The 15,439-nt window shown below is 54.0% G+C and carries 18 protein-coding genes and 1 pseudogene; 8 read left to right on the top strand and 11 right to left on the bottom strand.

All coding sequences use genetic code 11. The features are described from left to right. Window positions 1–151: 151 nt before the first annotated feature. The gene (locus ACQG0T_RS14090; RefSeq protein WP_271040327.1) at window positions 152–1,015 is read left to right on the top strand and encodes an N-acetylmuramic acid 6-phosphate etherase; all 864 of its coding nucleotides are present in this window, start codon (window positions 152–154) and stop codon (window positions 1,013–1,015) included. A gap of 55 nt (window positions 1,016–1,070) precedes the next feature. Here the strand turns inward: ACQG0T_RS14090 and ompC are convergent, their stop codons facing one another. Continuing rightward, window positions 1,071–2,234 carry a porin OmpC gene (gene ompC, locus ACQG0T_RS14085; RefSeq protein ID WP_023294961.1) on the bottom strand — a complete coding sequence of 388 codons (1,164 nt, stop codon included), beginning with the start codon at window positions 2,232–2,234 and terminating at the stop codon, window positions 1,071–1,073. 284 nt (window positions 2,235–2,518) lie between these two features. Between ompC and ACQG0T_RS14080 the strand changes: the two genes are divergently transcribed. Genes ACQG0T_RS14080 through ACQG0T_RS14070 form a run of 3 tightly spaced genes read left to right on the top strand, consistent with a single transcriptional unit; the run spans window position 2,519 to window position 5,169 of the window. After that, on the top strand, window positions 2,519–3,220 hold the full coding sequence (locus tag ACQG0T_RS14080; protein ID WP_023294960.1) for a phosphohydrolase: 702 nt from the start codon (window positions 2,519–2,521) through the stop codon (window positions 3,218–3,220). Between the two features lie 43 nt (window positions 3,221–3,263). Further along, on the top strand, window positions 3,264–4,697 hold the full coding sequence (locus ACQG0T_RS14075; RefSeq protein ID WP_271040326.1) for a DNA cytosine methyltransferase: 1,434 nt from the start codon (window positions 3,264–3,266) through the stop codon (window positions 4,695–4,697). Then, a complete protein-coding gene (locus ACQG0T_RS14070; RefSeq protein WP_017383335.1) occupies window positions 4,678–5,169 on the top strand; it encodes a very short patch repair endonuclease in 492 nt (163 codons plus the stop codon). Before ACQG0T_RS14075 ends, ACQG0T_RS14070 begins: the two co-directional genes overlap by 20 nt. Here ACQG0T_RS14070 and yedA read toward each other — a convergent pair. Further along, window positions 5,141–6,055, bottom strand: a complete 915-nt coding sequence (gene yedA, locus ACQG0T_RS14065) for a drug/metabolite exporter YedA (RefSeq protein WP_063404603.1) — start codon at window positions 6,053–6,055, stop codon at window positions 5,141–5,143. The two genes, ACQG0T_RS14070 and yedA, sit on opposite strands and share 29 nt — an antisense overlap. A 178-nt stretch (window positions 6,056–6,233) precedes the next feature. Between yedA and ACQG0T_RS14060 the strand changes: the two genes are divergently transcribed. The 3 genes from ACQG0T_RS14060 (at window position 6,234) to dgcQ (ending at window position 9,190) form a co-directional block, all read left to right on the top strand. Continuing rightward, on the top strand, window positions 6,234–7,145 hold the full coding sequence (locus tag ACQG0T_RS14060; protein ID WP_047053559.1) for a DUF808 domain-containing protein: 912 nt from the start codon (window positions 6,234–6,236) through the stop codon (window positions 7,143–7,145). A gap of 77 nt (window positions 7,146–7,222) precedes the next feature. Continuing rightward, window positions 7,223–7,405, top strand: coding sequence for a YodC family protein (locus ACQG0T_RS14055; protein ID WP_003859574.1), 183 nt, complete (start codon window positions 7,223–7,225; stop codon window positions 7,403–7,405). An 84-nt stretch (window positions 7,406–7,489) separates the two neighbouring features. After that, window positions 7,490–9,190, top strand: a complete 1,701-nt coding sequence (gene dgcQ, locus ACQG0T_RS14050; RefSeq protein ID WP_040117814.1) for a cellulose biosynthesis regulator diguanylate cyclase DgcQ — start codon at window positions 7,490–7,492, stop codon at window positions 9,188–9,190. Here the strand turns inward: dgcQ and ACQG0T_RS14045 are convergent. Next, window positions 9,175–9,975 (bottom strand): mannosyl-3-phosphoglycerate phosphatase-related protein, encoded by an 801-nt coding sequence (locus ACQG0T_RS14045; protein WP_039270506.1) that lies wholly within the window; start codon window positions 9,973–9,975, stop codon window positions 9,175–9,177. The genes dgcQ and ACQG0T_RS14045 overlap by 16 nt on opposite strands. A 295-nt stretch (window positions 9,976–10,270) precedes the next feature. Continuing rightward, window positions 10,271–10,498 (bottom strand): YodD family peroxide/acid resistance protein, encoded by a 228-nt coding sequence (yodD, locus tag ACQG0T_RS14040; protein WP_017383339.1) that lies wholly within the window; start codon window positions 10,496–10,498, stop codon window positions 10,271–10,273. Window positions 10,499–10,626: 128 nt separating this feature from the next. On the opposite strand from yodD, the gene dsrB reads away from it, so the two are divergent. Continuing rightward, the gene (dsrB, locus tag ACQG0T_RS14035; protein ID WP_003859583.1) at window positions 10,627–10,815 is read left to right on the top strand and encodes a protein DsrB; all 189 of its coding nucleotides are present in this window, start codon (window positions 10,627–10,629) and stop codon (window positions 10,813–10,815) included. 99 nt (window positions 10,816–10,914) lie between these two features. Here the strand turns inward: dsrB and rcsA are convergent, their stop codons facing one another. The 7 genes and pseudogenes from rcsA to fliM all read right to left on the bottom strand — a co-directional run bounded on the left by rcsA (window position 10,915) and on the right by fliM (window position 15,436). Further along, window positions 10,915–11,538: a transcriptional regulator RcsA gene (rcsA, locus tag ACQG0T_RS14030; RefSeq protein WP_017383340.1), complete on the bottom strand. Its 624-nt coding sequence runs from the start codon at window positions 11,536–11,538 to the stop codon at window positions 10,915–10,917. Window positions 11,539–11,828: 290 nt separating this feature from the next. Continuing rightward, window positions 11,829–12,621 (bottom strand): annotated as a pseudogene (gene fliR, locus ACQG0T_RS14025) (flagellar biosynthetic protein FliR); the annotation flags it as partial. 6 nt (window positions 12,622–12,627) lie between these two features. Next, entirely contained in the window at window positions 12,628–12,897 is a 270-nt protein-coding gene (gene fliQ, locus ACQG0T_RS14020; protein WP_003859587.1) for a flagellar biosynthesis protein FliQ, read from the bottom strand. A 10-nt stretch (window positions 12,898–12,907) separates the two neighbouring features. Beyond that, window positions 12,908–13,645 carry a flagellar type III secretion system pore protein FliP gene (gene fliP, locus ACQG0T_RS14015; protein WP_015572437.1) on the bottom strand — a complete coding sequence of 246 codons (738 nt, stop codon included), beginning with the start codon at window positions 13,643–13,645 and terminating at the stop codon, window positions 12,908–12,910. Then, complete coding sequence (gene fliO, locus ACQG0T_RS14010) at window positions 13,645–14,019, bottom strand: flagellar biosynthetic protein FliO (RefSeq protein WP_015572438.1); 375 nt, start codon at window positions 14,017–14,019, stop codon at window positions 13,645–13,647. Before fliO ends, fliP begins: the two co-directional genes overlap by 1 nt. 2 nt (window positions 14,020–14,021) lie before the next feature. Beyond that, on the bottom strand, window positions 14,022–14,435 hold the full coding sequence (gene fliN, locus ACQG0T_RS14005) for a flagellar motor switch protein FliN (protein ID WP_003859592.1): 414 nt from the start codon (window positions 14,433–14,435) through the stop codon (window positions 14,022–14,024). Further along, complete coding sequence (gene fliM / locus ACQG0T_RS14000; RefSeq protein ID WP_003859594.1) at window positions 14,432–15,436, bottom strand: flagellar motor switch protein FliM; 1,005 nt, start codon at window positions 15,434–15,436, stop codon at window positions 14,432–14,434. The genes fliN and fliM overlap by 4 nt, the downstream gene beginning before the upstream one ends. Window positions 15,437–15,439 lie beyond the last annotated feature (3 nt).

Raw genomic sequence — 15,439 nt, 5'->3', positions numbered from 1 at the left:
ACACTCCGCGATGAATAAGAAAGGGCTAATTATCGCTGATGACGGGCGTTTCATAAAGCCATGTAAAGAGAGGCGTTTCGTGAGCCTCCTCTCAGGTGACCTATATAAAACACTTTATAGTGTGAGGGTACTCATAATAAGGAGGCATTTTATGAGCATTATGCTTACCGGTACGGCCAGGGAAAGACGGCACGCCAGCACGATGAACATCGACAGATTATCGACGCTGGATATGCTTAACGTCATACATCAGCATGACGCGCAAATCTCTTCTGCACTTACCCCTCACTTAAGTATGCTGGCCCGCGTGGTGGATAACGCGGCGGCGACGCTTAGTCACGGCGGACGTCTGGTGCTGACCGGCGCGGGCGCGTCCGGACGCGTGGCGGAGCAGGCGGCAGAAGCGTTTGCGCCGGGCAAACACCCCGTCATTGCGTTAACAGCAGGTGATAACGCCGGAAGCTACGCGAGCGGCGTTGCCGACCTTCAGACGATAGAATTTGGCGAGCATGACATGATGCTGGCGCTGTCCGTCAGCGGCAAAACCCCATGGGTATGGGGCGCGATGCGTCATGCGTGGTCTCTGGGCTCAACGGTTGCGCTCATTACGGAGGATGCGCAAAGTGAAGCGGCGCAGCTGGCGAGTATGGTCATTGCTCCCGATCTGGGCGCGGATGTGGTGGCCGGGTATACCAACGCTAAAGCAGGCATTGCGCAAAGCATGATCCTGCATATGATCACCACCGGTCTGGCGGTACGTTCCGGACGGGTGTACAGCAACCTGCGCGTTGATCTGGAGGCAAGCAACACCAGATGGGCCGAACGTCAAATTGCCATTGTGATGGAAGCAGGGGGATGTAACCGGGCGCAGGCGAAGGCCGCGCTGGAAAGCTGTAACCACCAGTGCAAAACGGCGGTACTGATGGTGCTGACGGGGCTGGATGCCTGGAAAGCGCATGAATTGCTGGCGCAGAATAACGGGTTTGTTCGCCTGGCCTTGCAGGAAGCGCCGTAATATTTCAGCGTCAAATAAAAAAAGCCCGCATCGCGGGCTTTAATATTGAGAGGGATTAGAACTGGTAGGTCATGCCTACGCCAACGATGTCATCGGTAGAAATACCGTTTGCTTCGTAGAAGCGTTCATCGTTGTCCAGCATGTTGATTTTGTAGTCAACATAGGTAGAGAAGTTCTTGTTGAAGCTGTAGGTCATGCCCACGTCGATGTAGTTAACCAGATCCATATCGCCTTTCTGACCCTGCGGGTTGCCGGCGTAGCCTGGATAAGTCATGTCCTTACCTTTAGAGTAAACCCATGCCAGGGATGGACGCAGACCGAAGTCGAACTGATATTGTGCCACTGCTTCGAAGTTCTGAGTCTTATCCGCAATACCATCATCGCCGTATGGGGTCATGTTGCGGGTTTCAGCGTACATCATTGCCAGATAGACGTTATTGGCATCGTATTTCGCGCCAATGGTCCATGCTTCGGCTGTTTCACCGCCAGCAAAGTGGGCGTTATTTCTACCCGCACCGACTTGTTCGTTAGTACGGTCAGAAGAAGAGTATGCAGCACCCAGGCTCAGACCAGACAGATCGCCAGAGAAGTCATAAGAGGTGGACATACCGAAGCCGTCGCCGTTCTGGAAACGAACATCATCATGGCCGTTTTTGGTGCCTTCCTGATTTTCGTTTGCGTTGCCACCTTCATTATTACCCTGGTATTGCAGCGCAAAGTTCAGGCCGTCGACCAGACCGAAGAAATCGTTATTACGATAGGTCGCCAGACCGTTAGCACGACCGTTCATGAAGTTATCGGTCCAGGTGTAAGAATCTCCACCAAATACCGGCAGCATATCGGTCCAGGCTTCTACGTCATACACGACGCCGTAATTACGGCCGTAATCAAATGAGCCGTAGTCGCCATATTTCAGGCCAGCGAATGCCAGACGGTTGAAAGATTTATCCCCTGCGCCTTCGGTGTCGTTAGCGTAGGTTTTATATTCCCACTGGCCATAGCCTGTCAGGTCGTTCGTGATCTGCGTTTCGCCTTTGAAACCCACCTGTACATAGGTTTCATCGCCGTCGTCGCCAGGGTTGTCGGAGAAGGTATGACGCGCATCAACCTTACCGTACAGGTCAACTTTGTTGCCATTCTTGTTATACATTTCCGCCGCATTTACTGCGCCAGCCATTAATAACGCGGGTACGAGAATTGCCAGAACTTTTCTTTTCATTATATATTCCCTTTAAATATAAATTGTCTGAATATATGTAATTACCCTCCGTAACTACATGGCTGATACTATTCTATGGATTATTATTTAGGTTAAAAAATAAATCTAATTAAAGTGGTAAAAATATTGCAAAATATTTCTTTTTATCTCTTTATTTTTCATATGAATTAATTCATTGAAAATATAGAGGGTAATTATTATTAAGTATTTCGTAATTCTATTTATAAAGGGTTTTAATTCGGGTGTATTATAATTCACTCACTTTTGAGCAACAGGACAGGATGATGGAACTTGCGCAGTGGCAACACCGTTTTGAGCGCTGGCTCGACGAAAATCATTTTACTGATGATACGGCGCACGATATCGCCCATTTTCGCCGCGTCTGGATGACGGCGCAGGGTATTATGGCTGACGAGGATAGCGATCCGCTGGTTGTGCTGACCGCATGCTACTTCCATGACATTGTCAGCCTGCCGAAAAATCACCCGGAACGTAGCCACTCCTCGCGGCTGGCAGCGGGAAAAACGCGCGAGATCCTGAGTCGCGATTTTCCTGATTTTCCGCCGGATCGTTATGCAGCCGTTGAGCATGCTATTGAAGCGCACAGCTTCAGTGCCGGTATCGCGCCGCAAAGCCTGGAGGCCAAAATTGTGCAGGATGCCGACCGGCTGGAGGCGTTAGGCGCTATCGGCCTGGCGCGCGTCTTTGCCGTCTCCGGTGCGCTGGGCGCCGCGCTGTTTGATGCCGACGACCCGTTCGCCGGAACACGAGAGTTGGATGATAAAGCCTTCGCGCTCGACCACTTTCAGACCAAACTCCTGCGCCTGCCTGACACCATGCAAACCGCGCGGGGGCGCGAACTTGCGCGTCACAATGCCGATTTTCTGATCCAGTTTATGGCGAAGCTGAGTGCCGAATTACAGGGCGATTACCTCGGAACCGACAGCCAGATATTGACCCATTTCCGTCGCAGTGTGCGATCCTGAACTGTGGTACTCTGTTTTCTGTCTTTATTGTCCGGTTAAGAGAATGCAGGAAAATCGATCAGTGACTGTGCCCGCGCCTGAGCGGGTTGAGAAATCAACGGCAGCCGTGCAGGCACTCCTGCGTCAGCTGCTGGAAATGTATGATGCTAAAACGCTGGCAAACCAGCTGGTGGCCCATGGCGAGAGCCACTGGAGCCCGGCGATACTCAAGCGGCTGCTGATAAGCGACAGGGCAGGGCACCGCCTGAGCGACGGTGAGTTCCGCTATCTGCAAAATTTGCTGCCGCGTCCTCCTGCTGCGCATCCAAATTATGCCTTTCGCTTTATCGATCTCTTTGCCGGTATCGGCGGCATTCGCCATGGCTTTGAAGCTATTGGCGGGCAGTGTGTATTCACCAGTGAATGGAACAAACATGCCGTCCGTACCTATAAAGCCAACTGGTATTGCGATCCCGACGCGCACCAGTTCAACGCGGATATTCGGGATGTCACGCTGAGCCACAAAACCGGCGTCAGCGATGAAGAGGCCGCCGAACACATTCGCAATACCATTCCGGCGCACGATGTGCTGCTGGCGGGCTTTCCGTGTCAGCCGTTCTCGCTGGCTGGCGTGTCGAAGAAGAACGCGCTGGGACGCGCACACGGCTTTGCCTGCGATACGCAGGGCACACTGTTCTTTGATGTTGCCCGGATCATTGATGCCCGCCGCCCGGCAATTTTTGTGCTGGAGAACGTCAAGAATTTAAAGAGTCATGACGGCGGCAAAACCTTCCGCATTATCATGCAAACGCTGGATGAACTGGGTTATGACGTGGCGGATGCAGAGGACATGGGGCCGGACGATCCGAAAATTATCGACGGCAAACACTTCCTGCCGCAGCACCGAGAACGCATCGTGCTGGTGGGCTTCCGCCGCGATCTCAATCTGAAAGGCGATTTTACGCTGCGTGATTTGCCCTCGCTGTATCCGGCGCGCCGCCCGACGGTGGCCGATCTGCTGGAGCCCGCCGTCGATGCGAAATTCATTCTGACCCCGGTGCTGTGGAAATACCTCTATCGCTATGCCAAAAAGCATCAGGCCAAAGGCAATGGCTTTGGGTTTGGCATGGTCAATCCGCTTAATCTTGACAGCGTGACGCGTACGCTGTCGGCGCGCTATTACAAAGATGGCGCGGAAATTCTTATCGATCGCGGCTGGGATAAGGCGCTGGGCGAAAAAGATTTTGACGATCCCCAGAACCAACAGCACCGACCGCGGCGCTTAACGCCGCGCGAGTGCGCCCGTTTAATGGGCTTTGAGACGCCGCAGGGCTACAGTTTTCGCATCCCGGTATCAGATACCCAGGCCTATCGTCAGTTTGGCAACTCGGTGGTGGTGCCAGCCTTTGCCGCGGTAGCTAAACTGCTGGCCTCACGCATCAGCAAGGCCGTTCAGCTTCGTCAGAGCGAGGCCGTCGATGGCGGACGTTCACAATAAGGCCACGCGCAGTAAAAACATGCGTGCCATCGGCACGCGTGATACCGCGATTGAAAAACGGATCGCGGGTCTTCTGACCGCCGCCGGGTTTGAATTCAGGGTTCAGGATGCCACGCTTGCCGGGCGTCCTGATTTCGTCATCGACGCGTACCAGTGCATCATCTTTACCCACGGCTGTTTCTGGCATCATCACGACTGCTATCTGTTTAAAGTCCCGGCGACACGCACCGACTTCTGGCTGGAGAAGATTGGCAGGAACGTCGAGCGTGATAAACGCGATGTTTCGCAGCTTTACGCTCAGGGCTGGCGGGTGCTGATTGTCTGGGAGTGCGCGCTGCGTGGAAGAATGAAGCTGAATGACGTGGAACTGACGGAGCGGCTGGAAGAGTGGATCTGCGGCGGCGGTCAGGCCGCGCAGATCGATACCCAGGGCATTCACCCGATCACGGTTTCTCCACCTCACACCTCGTGACAATCGGTTTCGCGGGCAGCAAATATTTACCCAGCGTGACCAGTACCACGGCAAAGACAATCACACCCAGCGCCAGCCATTCAATCGTCGACAGCACTTCGCCCGCAAAACCGGTACCCAGCAGCACGGCAACCACCGGGTTAACGTAGGCGTAGCTGGTGGCAACCGCCGGTGAGACGTTGCGAATCAGGTACATATAGGCGTTGATGGCGATAATGGAGCCAAACAGCGCCAGATACCCGACGGCCAGGAAACCTGAAAGGTCTGGCATCGCCGTCAGTTTTTCACCCGTCAACGCGGAGGCAATCAGCAGCACAATGCCTGCCGCGAGCATCTCAATCGCACCTGCCATCATCCCGGAGGGCAGCTCGATGCGTGAACCGTAGACCGAGCCGAAGGCCCAGCTCATGGAGCCGATCATGATCAGAACGGCAGCCCAGGGGTTCCCGCTCAGGTTACCGCCGCTGTTCAGCAGGATGATACCCACAAGCCCAATCGCGATGCCCAGCCATTCGAGCTTACGGGTGCGGATCCCGAAGAGGCGACTAAAGCAGAGCGTAAACAGCGGCACGGTTGCGACGACCACTGCGGCGATGCCCGACGGCACGTTCTGGTGTTCGGCGACGGTTACCGCGCCATTGCCCACCGCCAGCAGCAGCAGGCCAATCAGGGCGGCGTTAAGCAGGGGACGCCGCGGCGGTAGTCTGTGGCCGCGCAGCAATAAAAACGCCATCAGCAGCACGCCGGCCGTAAGGAAACGAATACCGGCCATCATCAGCGGGGGCCAGCTTTCCACGCCTACACGAATGACAAAATAGGTGGACCCCCAGATGATATACAGGGAAAAGAGTGCTCCAATGAGCGGTAATAAATGCCGGAAACGCATAGTCCCTCACGACGAAATAAAAAGTTCGCTCATAGTTAACGCCAAAACTATCAGCCTGGCGAGTGCTTTAATTGTGTTGTTGATGTGAAATTTTTGTTGACGCGAGGTGCCAGTTTCCGGGCGGTGAGTTTTGTTCCATACTATTCACTTAATTAGCAAAAAAAGAAGGAAAGAGATTTTGGCAGGAAGTAGCTTATTAACATTACTGGACGACATCGCCACCTTGCTGGATGACATTTCGGTTATGGGAAAACTGGCGGCGAAAAAAACCGCCGGGGTACTGGGAGATGATTTGTCGCTTAACGCGCAGCAGGTCAGCGGCGTGCGGGCGAACCGTGAGTTGCCGGTGGTGTGGGGCGTTGCGAAAGGGTCCTTTATTAACAAGGTGATCCTCGTTCCGCTGGCGCTGCTGATTAGCGCCTTCATACCCTGGGCCATTACGCCCCTGCTGATGATTGGCGGGGCGTTCCTGTGCTTCGAGGGTGCCGAAAAAGTGTTGCATATGTTCGCTGCACGCAAAGAGAAAGACACCCCTGAAATGCGCCAGCAGCGTCTGGAAGCGCTGGCCGCGCAGGATCCAAAAACGTTCGAGCGCGATAAGGTCAAAGGCGCAATCCGCACGGACTTCATCCTCTCGGCCGAGATTGTGGCGATTACGCTGGGGATCGTCTCAGAAGCCCCTCTGATGAACCAGGTGCTGATCCTGTCCGGCATTGCGATCCTCGTGACGATAGGGGTTTACGGCCTGGTCGGGCTGATCGTCAAGCTGGACGATATCGGCTTCTGGCTGGAAAAAAAATCCAGCGCAATTGCGCGCGGCATCGGGAAAAGCCTGTTGGTGCTGGCGCCGTGGCTGATGAAAACCTTGTCGGTGGTGGGAACCCTGGCGATGTTCCTGGTCGGCGGCGGCATTATCGTGCACGGTGTTGCTTCGCTGCATCACATGATTGAACATTTTGCGTCAGGCCAGGGAGCGGTAGTAGCTGCAATTCTGCCCACACTGCTTAATCTCGTACTGGGCTTTATCGTCGGTCTGATTGTGGTAGCCGTTGTTAAGCTGGTTGAAAAAGTACGCGGGAAATCGCATTAATTATTGCTGACCCCGGATGCAAAAAGACCATTCCTCGTCTAAATTGAAAACGTTTCACCCTGATACAGGAGGCAGGTATGGTCTTTTTGATCAGTGATGAAGTTAAGCCTAAAAATGGTGGTCCAGGCATGATCGTCACCGGGTATTCCAGCGGAATGGTGGAGTGTCGGTGGCATGATGGATACGGCATTAAGCGGGAGGCTTTTCGTGAAGACGAGCTTCAGCCTGCGAATAAAAGGCAAAAACGCGACAAGGCTTAATCACACAACGCCCGGCCTTGCCGGGCGTTTTTACTGGCAGAAGACTTATCATATCGGATGGTGAGCGACAATCAGGGAGTGTGTGTGCAGCACGATACCTTTGTTGTAAAACAATCTTTTTTGCAGTGGCTGCATAAGCGTAGCAATCCCCGTTTGATTGTTAACTTCTGTTTTATCGTTGTCCTGATCTTTTCCACCCTCCTGACCTGGCGCGAAGTTGTGGTACTGGAAGATGCTTATATCTCCAGCCAGCGTAACCATCTGGAAACGGTTGCCAGTGCGCTGGACAGACAGCTTCAGTTCAGCGTCGATAAGATATTGTTTTTTCGCCACAGCATGCGTGATGCGCTGGAAACGCCGCTGGCGTTTGGCGTGCTGCATGATGCGGTAAAGCGTTTTGCGCATTTGCGCACGTCCCCCAGCTGGCAAATTGCGGTTGATAAACAGCGCACGTTACCGATCAACGGTGTTTCGGATGCCTTCGTTGAAAAGACGACCCTTCTGAACCGTGATGATGAGTACCTTGATAATGAACTGTCCGCCGCGCTTGAAGTGGGGTATTTGCTGCGTCTGGCATCCAGCCCTTCCCGCAACGAAGAGCGCGTGATTTATGTCTCTCGCGCCGGATTCTTTCTGGAAACGGACACGCCGGGAAATTCCAGCGATATCGTGCAGCGCTATTACCATCTGGTCACTCAGCCCTGGTTTACCCAACAGTCCGAGCGTGAAAACCGTGCGCGTGCCGTGCGCTGGTTTATCTCGCCGCCTTCCACCTTTGTCGGCAAAAAGCCGCTGATCACCGCCAGCGTGCCGGTTTATTACAATCACGTCTGGTATGGCGTGGTGGCGATGGATTTCACCTTTGCCACCCTGCGTCGCCTGCTGGTGGAAGCCGTGGGCGATAACCCGGAAGGGGAATACCAACTGTATGACAGTCGGCTTACTCAGCTTGCAACGTCTGAATCACCTGCTGCGGACGTTAATCATTTTGACGCGCGCGAATTAGCGCAGATAGCGCACGCGATAGAATCGGATTCCGAAGGTGGCATTCGCCTGGGGAGTCGTTTTGTCAGCTGGGAGCGTCTCGACCATTTTGATGGCATCGTCCTGCGCGTGCACACCCTGGATGAAGGGGTGCGCGGTGATTTTGGCAGCATCAGCATTGTGCTGGCATTGCTTTGGGCGCTGTTCACCGCGATGCTGCTCATCTCATGGCTGGTGATCCGGCGCATGGTCAGTAATATGTATTCGATGCAGAACTCGCTGCAATGGCAGGCCTGGCACGACCCTCTGACCCGGCTGAATAATCGTGGGTCGCTGTTCGAGCAGGCGAAAATGCTGGCGAAGCAGTGTGAACAGCAGTCGCTGCCTTTCTCGGTCATTCAGATCGATCTTGATTGCTTCAAGAGCATCAATGATCGGTTCGGGCATCAGGCGGGTGATAAGGTGTTGTCCCATGCCGCGGGTCTGATTGCCAGCACCCTCCGGACTAAAGATATTGCCGGACGCGTCGGGGGCGAAGAGTTCTGTGTGGTGCTGCCGGGCATGACGCTTGAAGAGGCGGCGGAAGTCGCAGAGCAGATCCGCGAGCGTATCGACAGCAAAGAGATCCTGATTAAGAAAAGTACCACCTTGCGCGTAAGTGCGTCGTTTGGCGTCTCTGGCGCGCAGGAGAAGGGCAATTATCACTTCGAAAATCTGCAATCCACCGCCGATGCGCGTCTGTATGAGGCGAAACAGCGCGGGCGTAACCGGGTCATCTGGCAGGATCACGTCAAAAAGTAATCAAGCCCCTCGCACCAGCCGGTCGGCCCAGTGTGCTGAGTGTGATAAACCCGGGCGGGATCGTTGTTCTTAAGGCTGACGCCCTCCCGGTTGAAGCCTTTCACCACGACGGCAAAGCCTACGCTGTCCAGCAGCGGGGCATCATTCGGGCCGTCGCCCAGGCCCAGCGTCGTCGGTTCGGAACCCTCGTGCAGGCGATACTGGTCCACAAGCCAGTGAACCGCCGCGTCTTTGCCGCAGCAGGTGTCCAGGATATGCCAGAAGCGTGCTCCCTGGACAATCTTCAGCCCCTGCCGGGCGAGTTCGGCGGCAAAGCGTTCCATTTGTTCATCACTGTCACGCCAGATCAGCGTCACGGAAGCCTCGTGTTTACGCGCAAGCACTGAGCGGGGACGACTCAGCCCAGTCCATTCGGCGACCACGCGCTCATCTACGTCATCGAAGGTGGTGAATTTAAGATGCATCTCCTGGCGTACCCGGGCAATACACTGCCGGATATCGTCATGCTTCTTTTCTGAGATGAACCGTGCGGCGTTTTCCCACCGTACGTCAGGCTGGATCACCGCGCCGTTTTCCGCAATATAGGGCAACCCGCCAAGCCCCAGCTCCTGCTGGATGTCATCCATCTCGGACGCGGTTTTGCTGCTGCACAGAATGACCGGTACCTGTTCATCCATTAACTTTTCCAGCCAGGGGGCCGCAGGCTGCCAGTCGAGTGTGTGAAAATCCAACAGCGTGCCGTCGAGGTCGGTAAAAACAAGCAGAGTCTCCTCAAACGAAGGCATAACGTCTCCCGGGTGATGATTTCACCTAAGATAAATCTTAAAAAAAACAGGCATTGACGCGCCGTTGAAGTGGAAACGATCCCGACAAACCCACACGCGGCGCATGTTTATACTCATAACCAAAATTCACATGTATAAAATATAATATTCGCTAAGAGAATATATGCTTGTAAGACTATTCCGTTGGGGATAATGTCTTACCTGCATCAGATTTCCTGGTGTAACGAATTTACAAGTGCTTCTTGCATAAGCAAGTTTGATCCCGGTCATCCCCATGACCGGGATTTTTTTCGCCTTAGCGGTTCGTCTCCGAGACGCTAAAGTCATGGATATCCAGCTCGAATGCTTCAGCCAGTTCACGGTAGGTATGGTAATCCCTACCATTGACCACGACACGGTCGGAATTATCCTCCGCGCGATGAACTTCGGACTCACTGATTTCATTGATGGCGGCAAGCAGGGCATCGACATCCACTTCAACCTCACGCTTAATGGTGTCGCTGTACTCTTTGTCGGTCTTCATGGCGGGTTCCTCATTTAATCGTCTCAACAGTTAAGTATAGACCGCACACAAAAACGCCATTCGCGCCAGGTGGCGATGCCAGGCAATGCAATTTGTTCTACACTGGCTCAAAACCACAGGAGGAATGTATGAAGGTCAACGATCGGGTAACCGTCAAAACGGACGGTGGGCCGCGCCGCCCGGGCGTGGTGCTGGCTATAGAAGAGTTTAATGAAGGCACAATGTATCTGGTGTCGCTGGAAGATTACCCGCTCGGCATCTGGTTCTTCAACGAACTGGGGCACCCGGATGGGATCTTTGTGGAAACGGCGGAATAGGGCGGCGTCGGGGGCGTCTTCTCCCCGGCTCCGGCTACTGAAAAGCAAAATCTCTGGCCAGGCCAGAGATCAAGGTAGGGTACAACATGGCCGTGCAAATTAGCGCATATTAACGAAAATCCCATTCGTCACATTATCTGTCAGGCGTACGACATGGTATATGACTTGCTTATTATGCGTTTTAATTTTCCTTTTAATATTTCCTTTGTGTGACGATACTGTTTTTGCCTTGATATTCATCTGGTCTGAGATCTGAATTGTCCCTTGTCCAGCCATCCACATTCTTAGCATACTTGATTCAGTTCTGCTTAATGATAGGGTGGGTAAGTTAACCGCCCCTACATTCTTAACTTCTTTATTCAAATAATCGCCCAGGATATCATCAAGCGACTCTGGTTTAATCGATTTCGAACTGATTAATAAGTTTTTACGCACCAACAAATACTCATCGAAATGAATATTGGCGATCGCCATAAAAACAATAAACAGGGTCTTAGGATGCTGATTAATGATCTGCTTAATGTGCTGACTGTTAGCGGGGTCGTGAATGAAACAGTCCTCATTAATAAACACCACGCCGGGCTTGTGGGCGTCACAAGCGGCTGCGAGTTCTTCAACGGTGTGTGCATCGTTGATGTCTCTCTTTCTTACCCCTCTGCTTGCTAAGTACCCGGTTAACCCTAGCCGGGTGTAGCTGCATAAATCCATAATGATCGTTGACATGGCATACCCTCACTCAATGCGTAACGATAATTCACCACCTGCCTGAGAGCTCATAAACAGCCATACGGGATGGAAAAAATCTAATAAAACCTGTGAGCATGACAAAGACTTTCAGGCGAACTCACTATCCCGTAAAGTTACGTATAATTTGCCAGGAATCATCTTAAAGTAAAGTAAATATTAAGTATTGTGAGGTGGTTAGAAACATTTAAACCGCGTCAGATATATCCTGGTAGATGTTTTTCGAGATTATTTTTAGGAATATCCTCAGAAAGACATTGTAAACACTGCGGGTTATTATTTGCGTGGAAGTTCGCTGACAATATCCGCTAACAGATTGAATATCTCGCTGAATAAATGCTCGCAGAAGGGGGCGATAAGTGGCATCAATAATGACATTAATAAAAGGCCAACCGTCAAAGTCACCGGAAAGCCGATGACGAATACCGACAGCTGCGGAGCCATTCGGTTGAGTAAACCTAATGCGAGGTTAACGGTGAGCAGCAGGGTAATGATCGGCAGCGCCAGCATCAGCCCGTTGAGGAAGATCAGCCCGGCAGCCCGCACCAGCGCCAGAAACGCGTTGCTGTTTACCGGGTTGTCGCCAATCGGCAGCGTGTGGAAGGTGTCCACCAGCATCGAGATGAGCCACAGGTGGCCGTTGAACGAGAGAAACAACAGCATCGCCAGCAGGTCGATAATACGCGCCAGCACGGGCATATTCAGGTGGCTGCCCGGGTCAACGAACGTCGCGAAAGACAGGCCCATCTGCAAACCGATAAGTTCACCCGCCGTTCGTACCGCGGCGAAGGCGAGCTGCATCGTAAACCCGACCGCCACGCCAATCATCACCTGTTGCAGGGCAATCCAGATCGCATTCGGGGAAAAGATCGGGATATCCACCGCCGGCAGGGTAGGGGCAACGATAATCGTGATAACCATGCCCAGCCCAATTTTGACGCGTTTAGGCACCGACTTTTCACTGAGTATGGGGGCGGTGGAGATCAGCGCCATGATGCGCAGCATCGGCCAGAAATAGATCCCGAGCCACTGAACAAACTGATCGCTGGTGAAATGCAGCATCGTCCGTCAGCCGATGATGTAAGGCAGATTGGTGAACAGGTTGCGCATATAGTCCAGCAGCAAATTGAGCATCCATGGCCCGGCAACGATAATCGCCACGAAGACGGCAATGATCTTCGGGATGAACGACAGGGTCATTTCGTTAATCTGCGTGGCGGCCTGGAGAATACTGATAATCAGACCGGTGACCAGCGCAACCAGCAGCAGGGGCGCGGCGACGGCAATCGCGACTTTCATCGCCTCCGTGCCCATCATCATGACCGACTCAGGCGTCATTGCGCGCTCCTCAACTGTAGAAACTCTGCGCCAGCGAGCTGACCAGCAGCTGCCAGCCGTCGACCAGCACGAACAGCATGATCTTAAAGGGCAGGGCAATGGTTGCGGGCGGGACCATCATCATCCCGAGCGCCATCAGGACGCTGGCGATCACCAGGTCAATAATCAGGAACGGAATGAAAATGGTGAAGCCAATCTGGAACGCCGTTTTCAGCTCACTGGTCACATACGCCGGGAGCAGAATGCGCATCGGCACCGCTTCCGGCCCCTGTAACTCACCGGTGTTAGCGAGACGGGCAAACAGGGCCAGATCCGCTTCGCGCGTCTGGCGAAGCATAAATTCACGTAATGGCTGCGCGCCCTTTTCCAGGGCAACCTGCATGGAAATTTTATCTTCGCTGAACGGCTGGTAGGCCTCGGTGTAAATCTTGTCGATCACCGGCGACATAATGAAAAAGGTCAGGAACAGGGCTAAACCCAGCAGCACCTGATTGGGCGGCGCGGACGGCGTGCCGAGCGCGTTGCGCAGCAGGCCAAACACAATGATGATGCGGGTGAAGCTGGTCATCATTAGCAGGATCGCCGGGATAAAGGTCAGCGAGGTGATGAATACCAGCGTCTGCACGGACAGGGACCAGCTTTGTCCACCGTTCGCCAGCGGCGTGGAAACCAGCCCCGGCAGTTGCGCATACACAGAGGGCGCGAACAGGCCCAGGCCTGTCAGCGTAAGGAATAACAAACGGCGCATCAGGATCTCCCGGGACGCTTGAGCAAACTCTTCATTACGGACTGGAAATCCGCAGGGGCCTGGGCGTTAGCCTCCACCGTGACAGGCGCAGGGGGGAGCGTGTGAAGGACGTTAATGCTGGAGGCGGTCACGCCCAGCACCAGTCGTGCATCTTCCACCTCCACAATGACCACGCGCTCGCGCGGTCCTAGCGGGGTGCTGGCGCTAACCTTCAACCCGCGGGTACCGGCCGTTTTCCCCGCCAGACCGAAACGCTTTGCCAGCCAGGCGGCGATAAGGATAAAGGCAATAATACCGAACAGCGCGCCGCTCACCTGGAGCAGCGGTGAGCCGGGTACGGCGGAGGGCGCGGACAGTGTTGCCTGGGTTTTCATACTTAACGACTCAGACGACGCATGCGTTCGGAAGGGGTAATGATGTCGGTGATACGTACGCCGTATTTATCGGCCACCACCACTACTTCGCCCTGTGCAATCAGGTAGCCGTTGATCAGAATATCCAGCGGCTCACCCGCTAAACCGTCAAGCGCCACCACGGAACCCTGCGTCAGGCGCAGCAGCTCTTTAATGGTCATGCGGGTGCGACCCAGCTCAACGGTCAGCTTGACCGGAATGTCCATAATCAGGTCGATGTCCTGCAACGTGCCGCTGACGTCGCCGCCGCCTAACTGCTGAAAGACCGCGTCTGCCGCGCTTTTCGTCGGCGTCGTTTTCTGCTCGTTTAACGCGTCAGCCCACAGATCGTCCAGTGCTCCGCTGTTTTCATCGGACGGATTGTTCATGTCACTCATTTGGGCTGTTCCTCATTCAGCGAATTCAAAATCGGGTTGATCAAGTGCTCAACGCGTAACGCATACTGGCCGTTAATCGTGCCGTACTGGCTTGTCAGCACGGGTACGCCATCCACATGGGCAATAATGCGGTCAGGTTTATCTATCGGCAAAACGTCGCCGGGTTGTAATTTCAGGATCTGCGATAACCGCATGGAGATGTCGGCGAAGTTGGCTACCAGCTCCAGCTGTGAATGCTGCACCTGACGCACCAGGTTTTCACGCCAGTTCTGATCTTCGTGACGTGAGTTCTCCAGCGGCGGGTTCACCAGCAGTTCGCGCAGCGGTTCAATCATGCTGAACGGCAGGCAGATGTTGAACTCGCCCGTCAGGTTGCCGATCTCGACGTGGAACGGGGTGTTCACGACGATGTCATTCGGGGAGGTGGTGATGTTGGTAAACTTCACCTGCATCTCGGAACGCACGTACTCCACTTCCAGCGGGTTAATCGCTTTCCACGCGTCACTGTAGGATTCCAGCGCCAGCTTCAGCATGCGGTTAATCACGCGCTGTTCGGTATGGGTAAACTCGCGGCCTTCCACTTTGGTCGGGAAACGGCCATCGCCACCGAACAGGTTATCCACCGCGATGAACACCAGGCTTGGCGAGAACACAACCAGGCCGGTACCGCGCAGCGGTTTCAGATGGATCAGGTTAAGGTTGGTTGGCACCGGCAGGTTGCGGGCAAACTCATGATACGGCTGAATGCGGATCGCACCGACGGTAATATCCGGGCTACGACGCAGCAGGTTAAACAGCCCCATACGGAATTGACGTGCGAAACGTTCGTTGATGATCTCCAGCGCCTGTAAACGCTCGCGCACCACGCGACGCTGGGTATTGGGATCGTAGGGACGAATATTATCGTCGCCGGTCAGACCCGGCTTCGGTTCGTCACTTTTATCGCTGTCGCCGTTGAGCAGCGCATCGATTTCTGCCTGAGAAAGAATACTGTCGCCCATGTC

This window comes from Enterobacter cloacae complex sp. 302F9, assembly GCF_050030335.1.
Classification (GTDB): Bacteria; Pseudomonadota; Gammaproteobacteria; order Enterobacterales; family Enterobacteriaceae; genus Enterobacter; species Enterobacter hormaechei_C.
The sequence above is the reverse complement of the archived record's forward strand: the minus strand, read 5'-3'. Positions and strand labels throughout refer to the sequence as shown.

Bases quoted from the DNA above. Each gene is read 5' to 3' on its own strand.
- ACQG0T_RS14090 (WP_271040327.1), top strand. From the start codon at position 152: ATGAGCATTATGCTTACCGGTACGGCCAGGGAAAGACGGCACGCCAGC.
- ompC (WP_023294961.1), bottom strand. From the start codon at position 2,234: ATGAAAAGAAAAGTTCTGGCAATTCTCGTACCCGCGTTATTAATGGCT.
- ACQG0T_RS14080 (WP_023294960.1), top strand. From the start codon at position 2,519: ATGGAACTTGCGCAGTGGCAACACCGTTTTGAGCGCTGGCTCGACGAA.
- ACQG0T_RS14075 (WP_271040326.1), top strand. From the start codon at position 3,264: ATGCAGGAAAATCGATCAGTGACTGTGCCCGCGCCTGAGCGGGTTGAG.
- ACQG0T_RS14070 (WP_017383335.1), top strand. From the start codon at position 4,678: ATGGCGGACGTTCACAATAAGGCCACGCGCAGTAAAAACATGCGTGCC.
- yedA (WP_063404603.1), bottom strand. From the start codon at position 6,055: ATGCGTTTCCGGCATTTATTACCGCTCATTGGAGCACTCTTTTCCCTG.
- ACQG0T_RS14055 (WP_003859574.1), top strand. From the start codon at position 7,223: ATGGTCTTTTTGATCAGTGATGAAGTTAAGCCTAAAAATGGTGGTCCA.
- ACQG0T_RS14045 (WP_039270506.1), bottom strand. From the start codon at position 9,975: ATGCCTTCGTTTGAGGAGACTCTGCTTGTTTTTACCGACCTCGACGGC.
- yodD (WP_017383339.1), bottom strand. From the start codon at position 10,498: ATGAAGACCGACAAAGAGTACAGCGACACCATTAAGCGTGAGGTTGAA.
- dsrB (WP_003859583.1), top strand. From the start codon at position 10,627: ATGAAGGTCAACGATCGGGTAACCGTCAAAACGGACGGTGGGCCGCGC.
- rcsA (WP_017383340.1), bottom strand. From the start codon at position 11,538: ATGTCAACGATCATTATGGATTTATGCAGCTACACCCGGCTAGGGTTA.
- fliQ (WP_003859587.1), bottom strand. From the start codon at position 12,897: ATGACGCCTGAGTCGGTCATGATGATGGGCACGGAGGCGATGAAAGTC.
- fliP (WP_015572437.1), bottom strand. From the start codon at position 13,645: ATGCGCCGTTTGTTATTCCTTACGCTGACAGGCCTGGGCCTGTTCGCG.
- fliO (WP_015572438.1), bottom strand. From the start codon at position 14,019: ATGAAAACCCAGGCAACACTGTCCGCGCCCTCCGCCGTACCCGGCTCA.
- fliN (WP_003859592.1), bottom strand. From the start codon at position 14,435: ATGAGTGACATGAACAATCCGTCCGATGAAAACAGCGGAGCACTGGAC.
- fliM (WP_003859594.1), bottom strand. From the start codon at position 15,436: ATGGGCGACAGTATTCTTTCTCAGGCAGAAATCGATGCGCTGCTCAAC.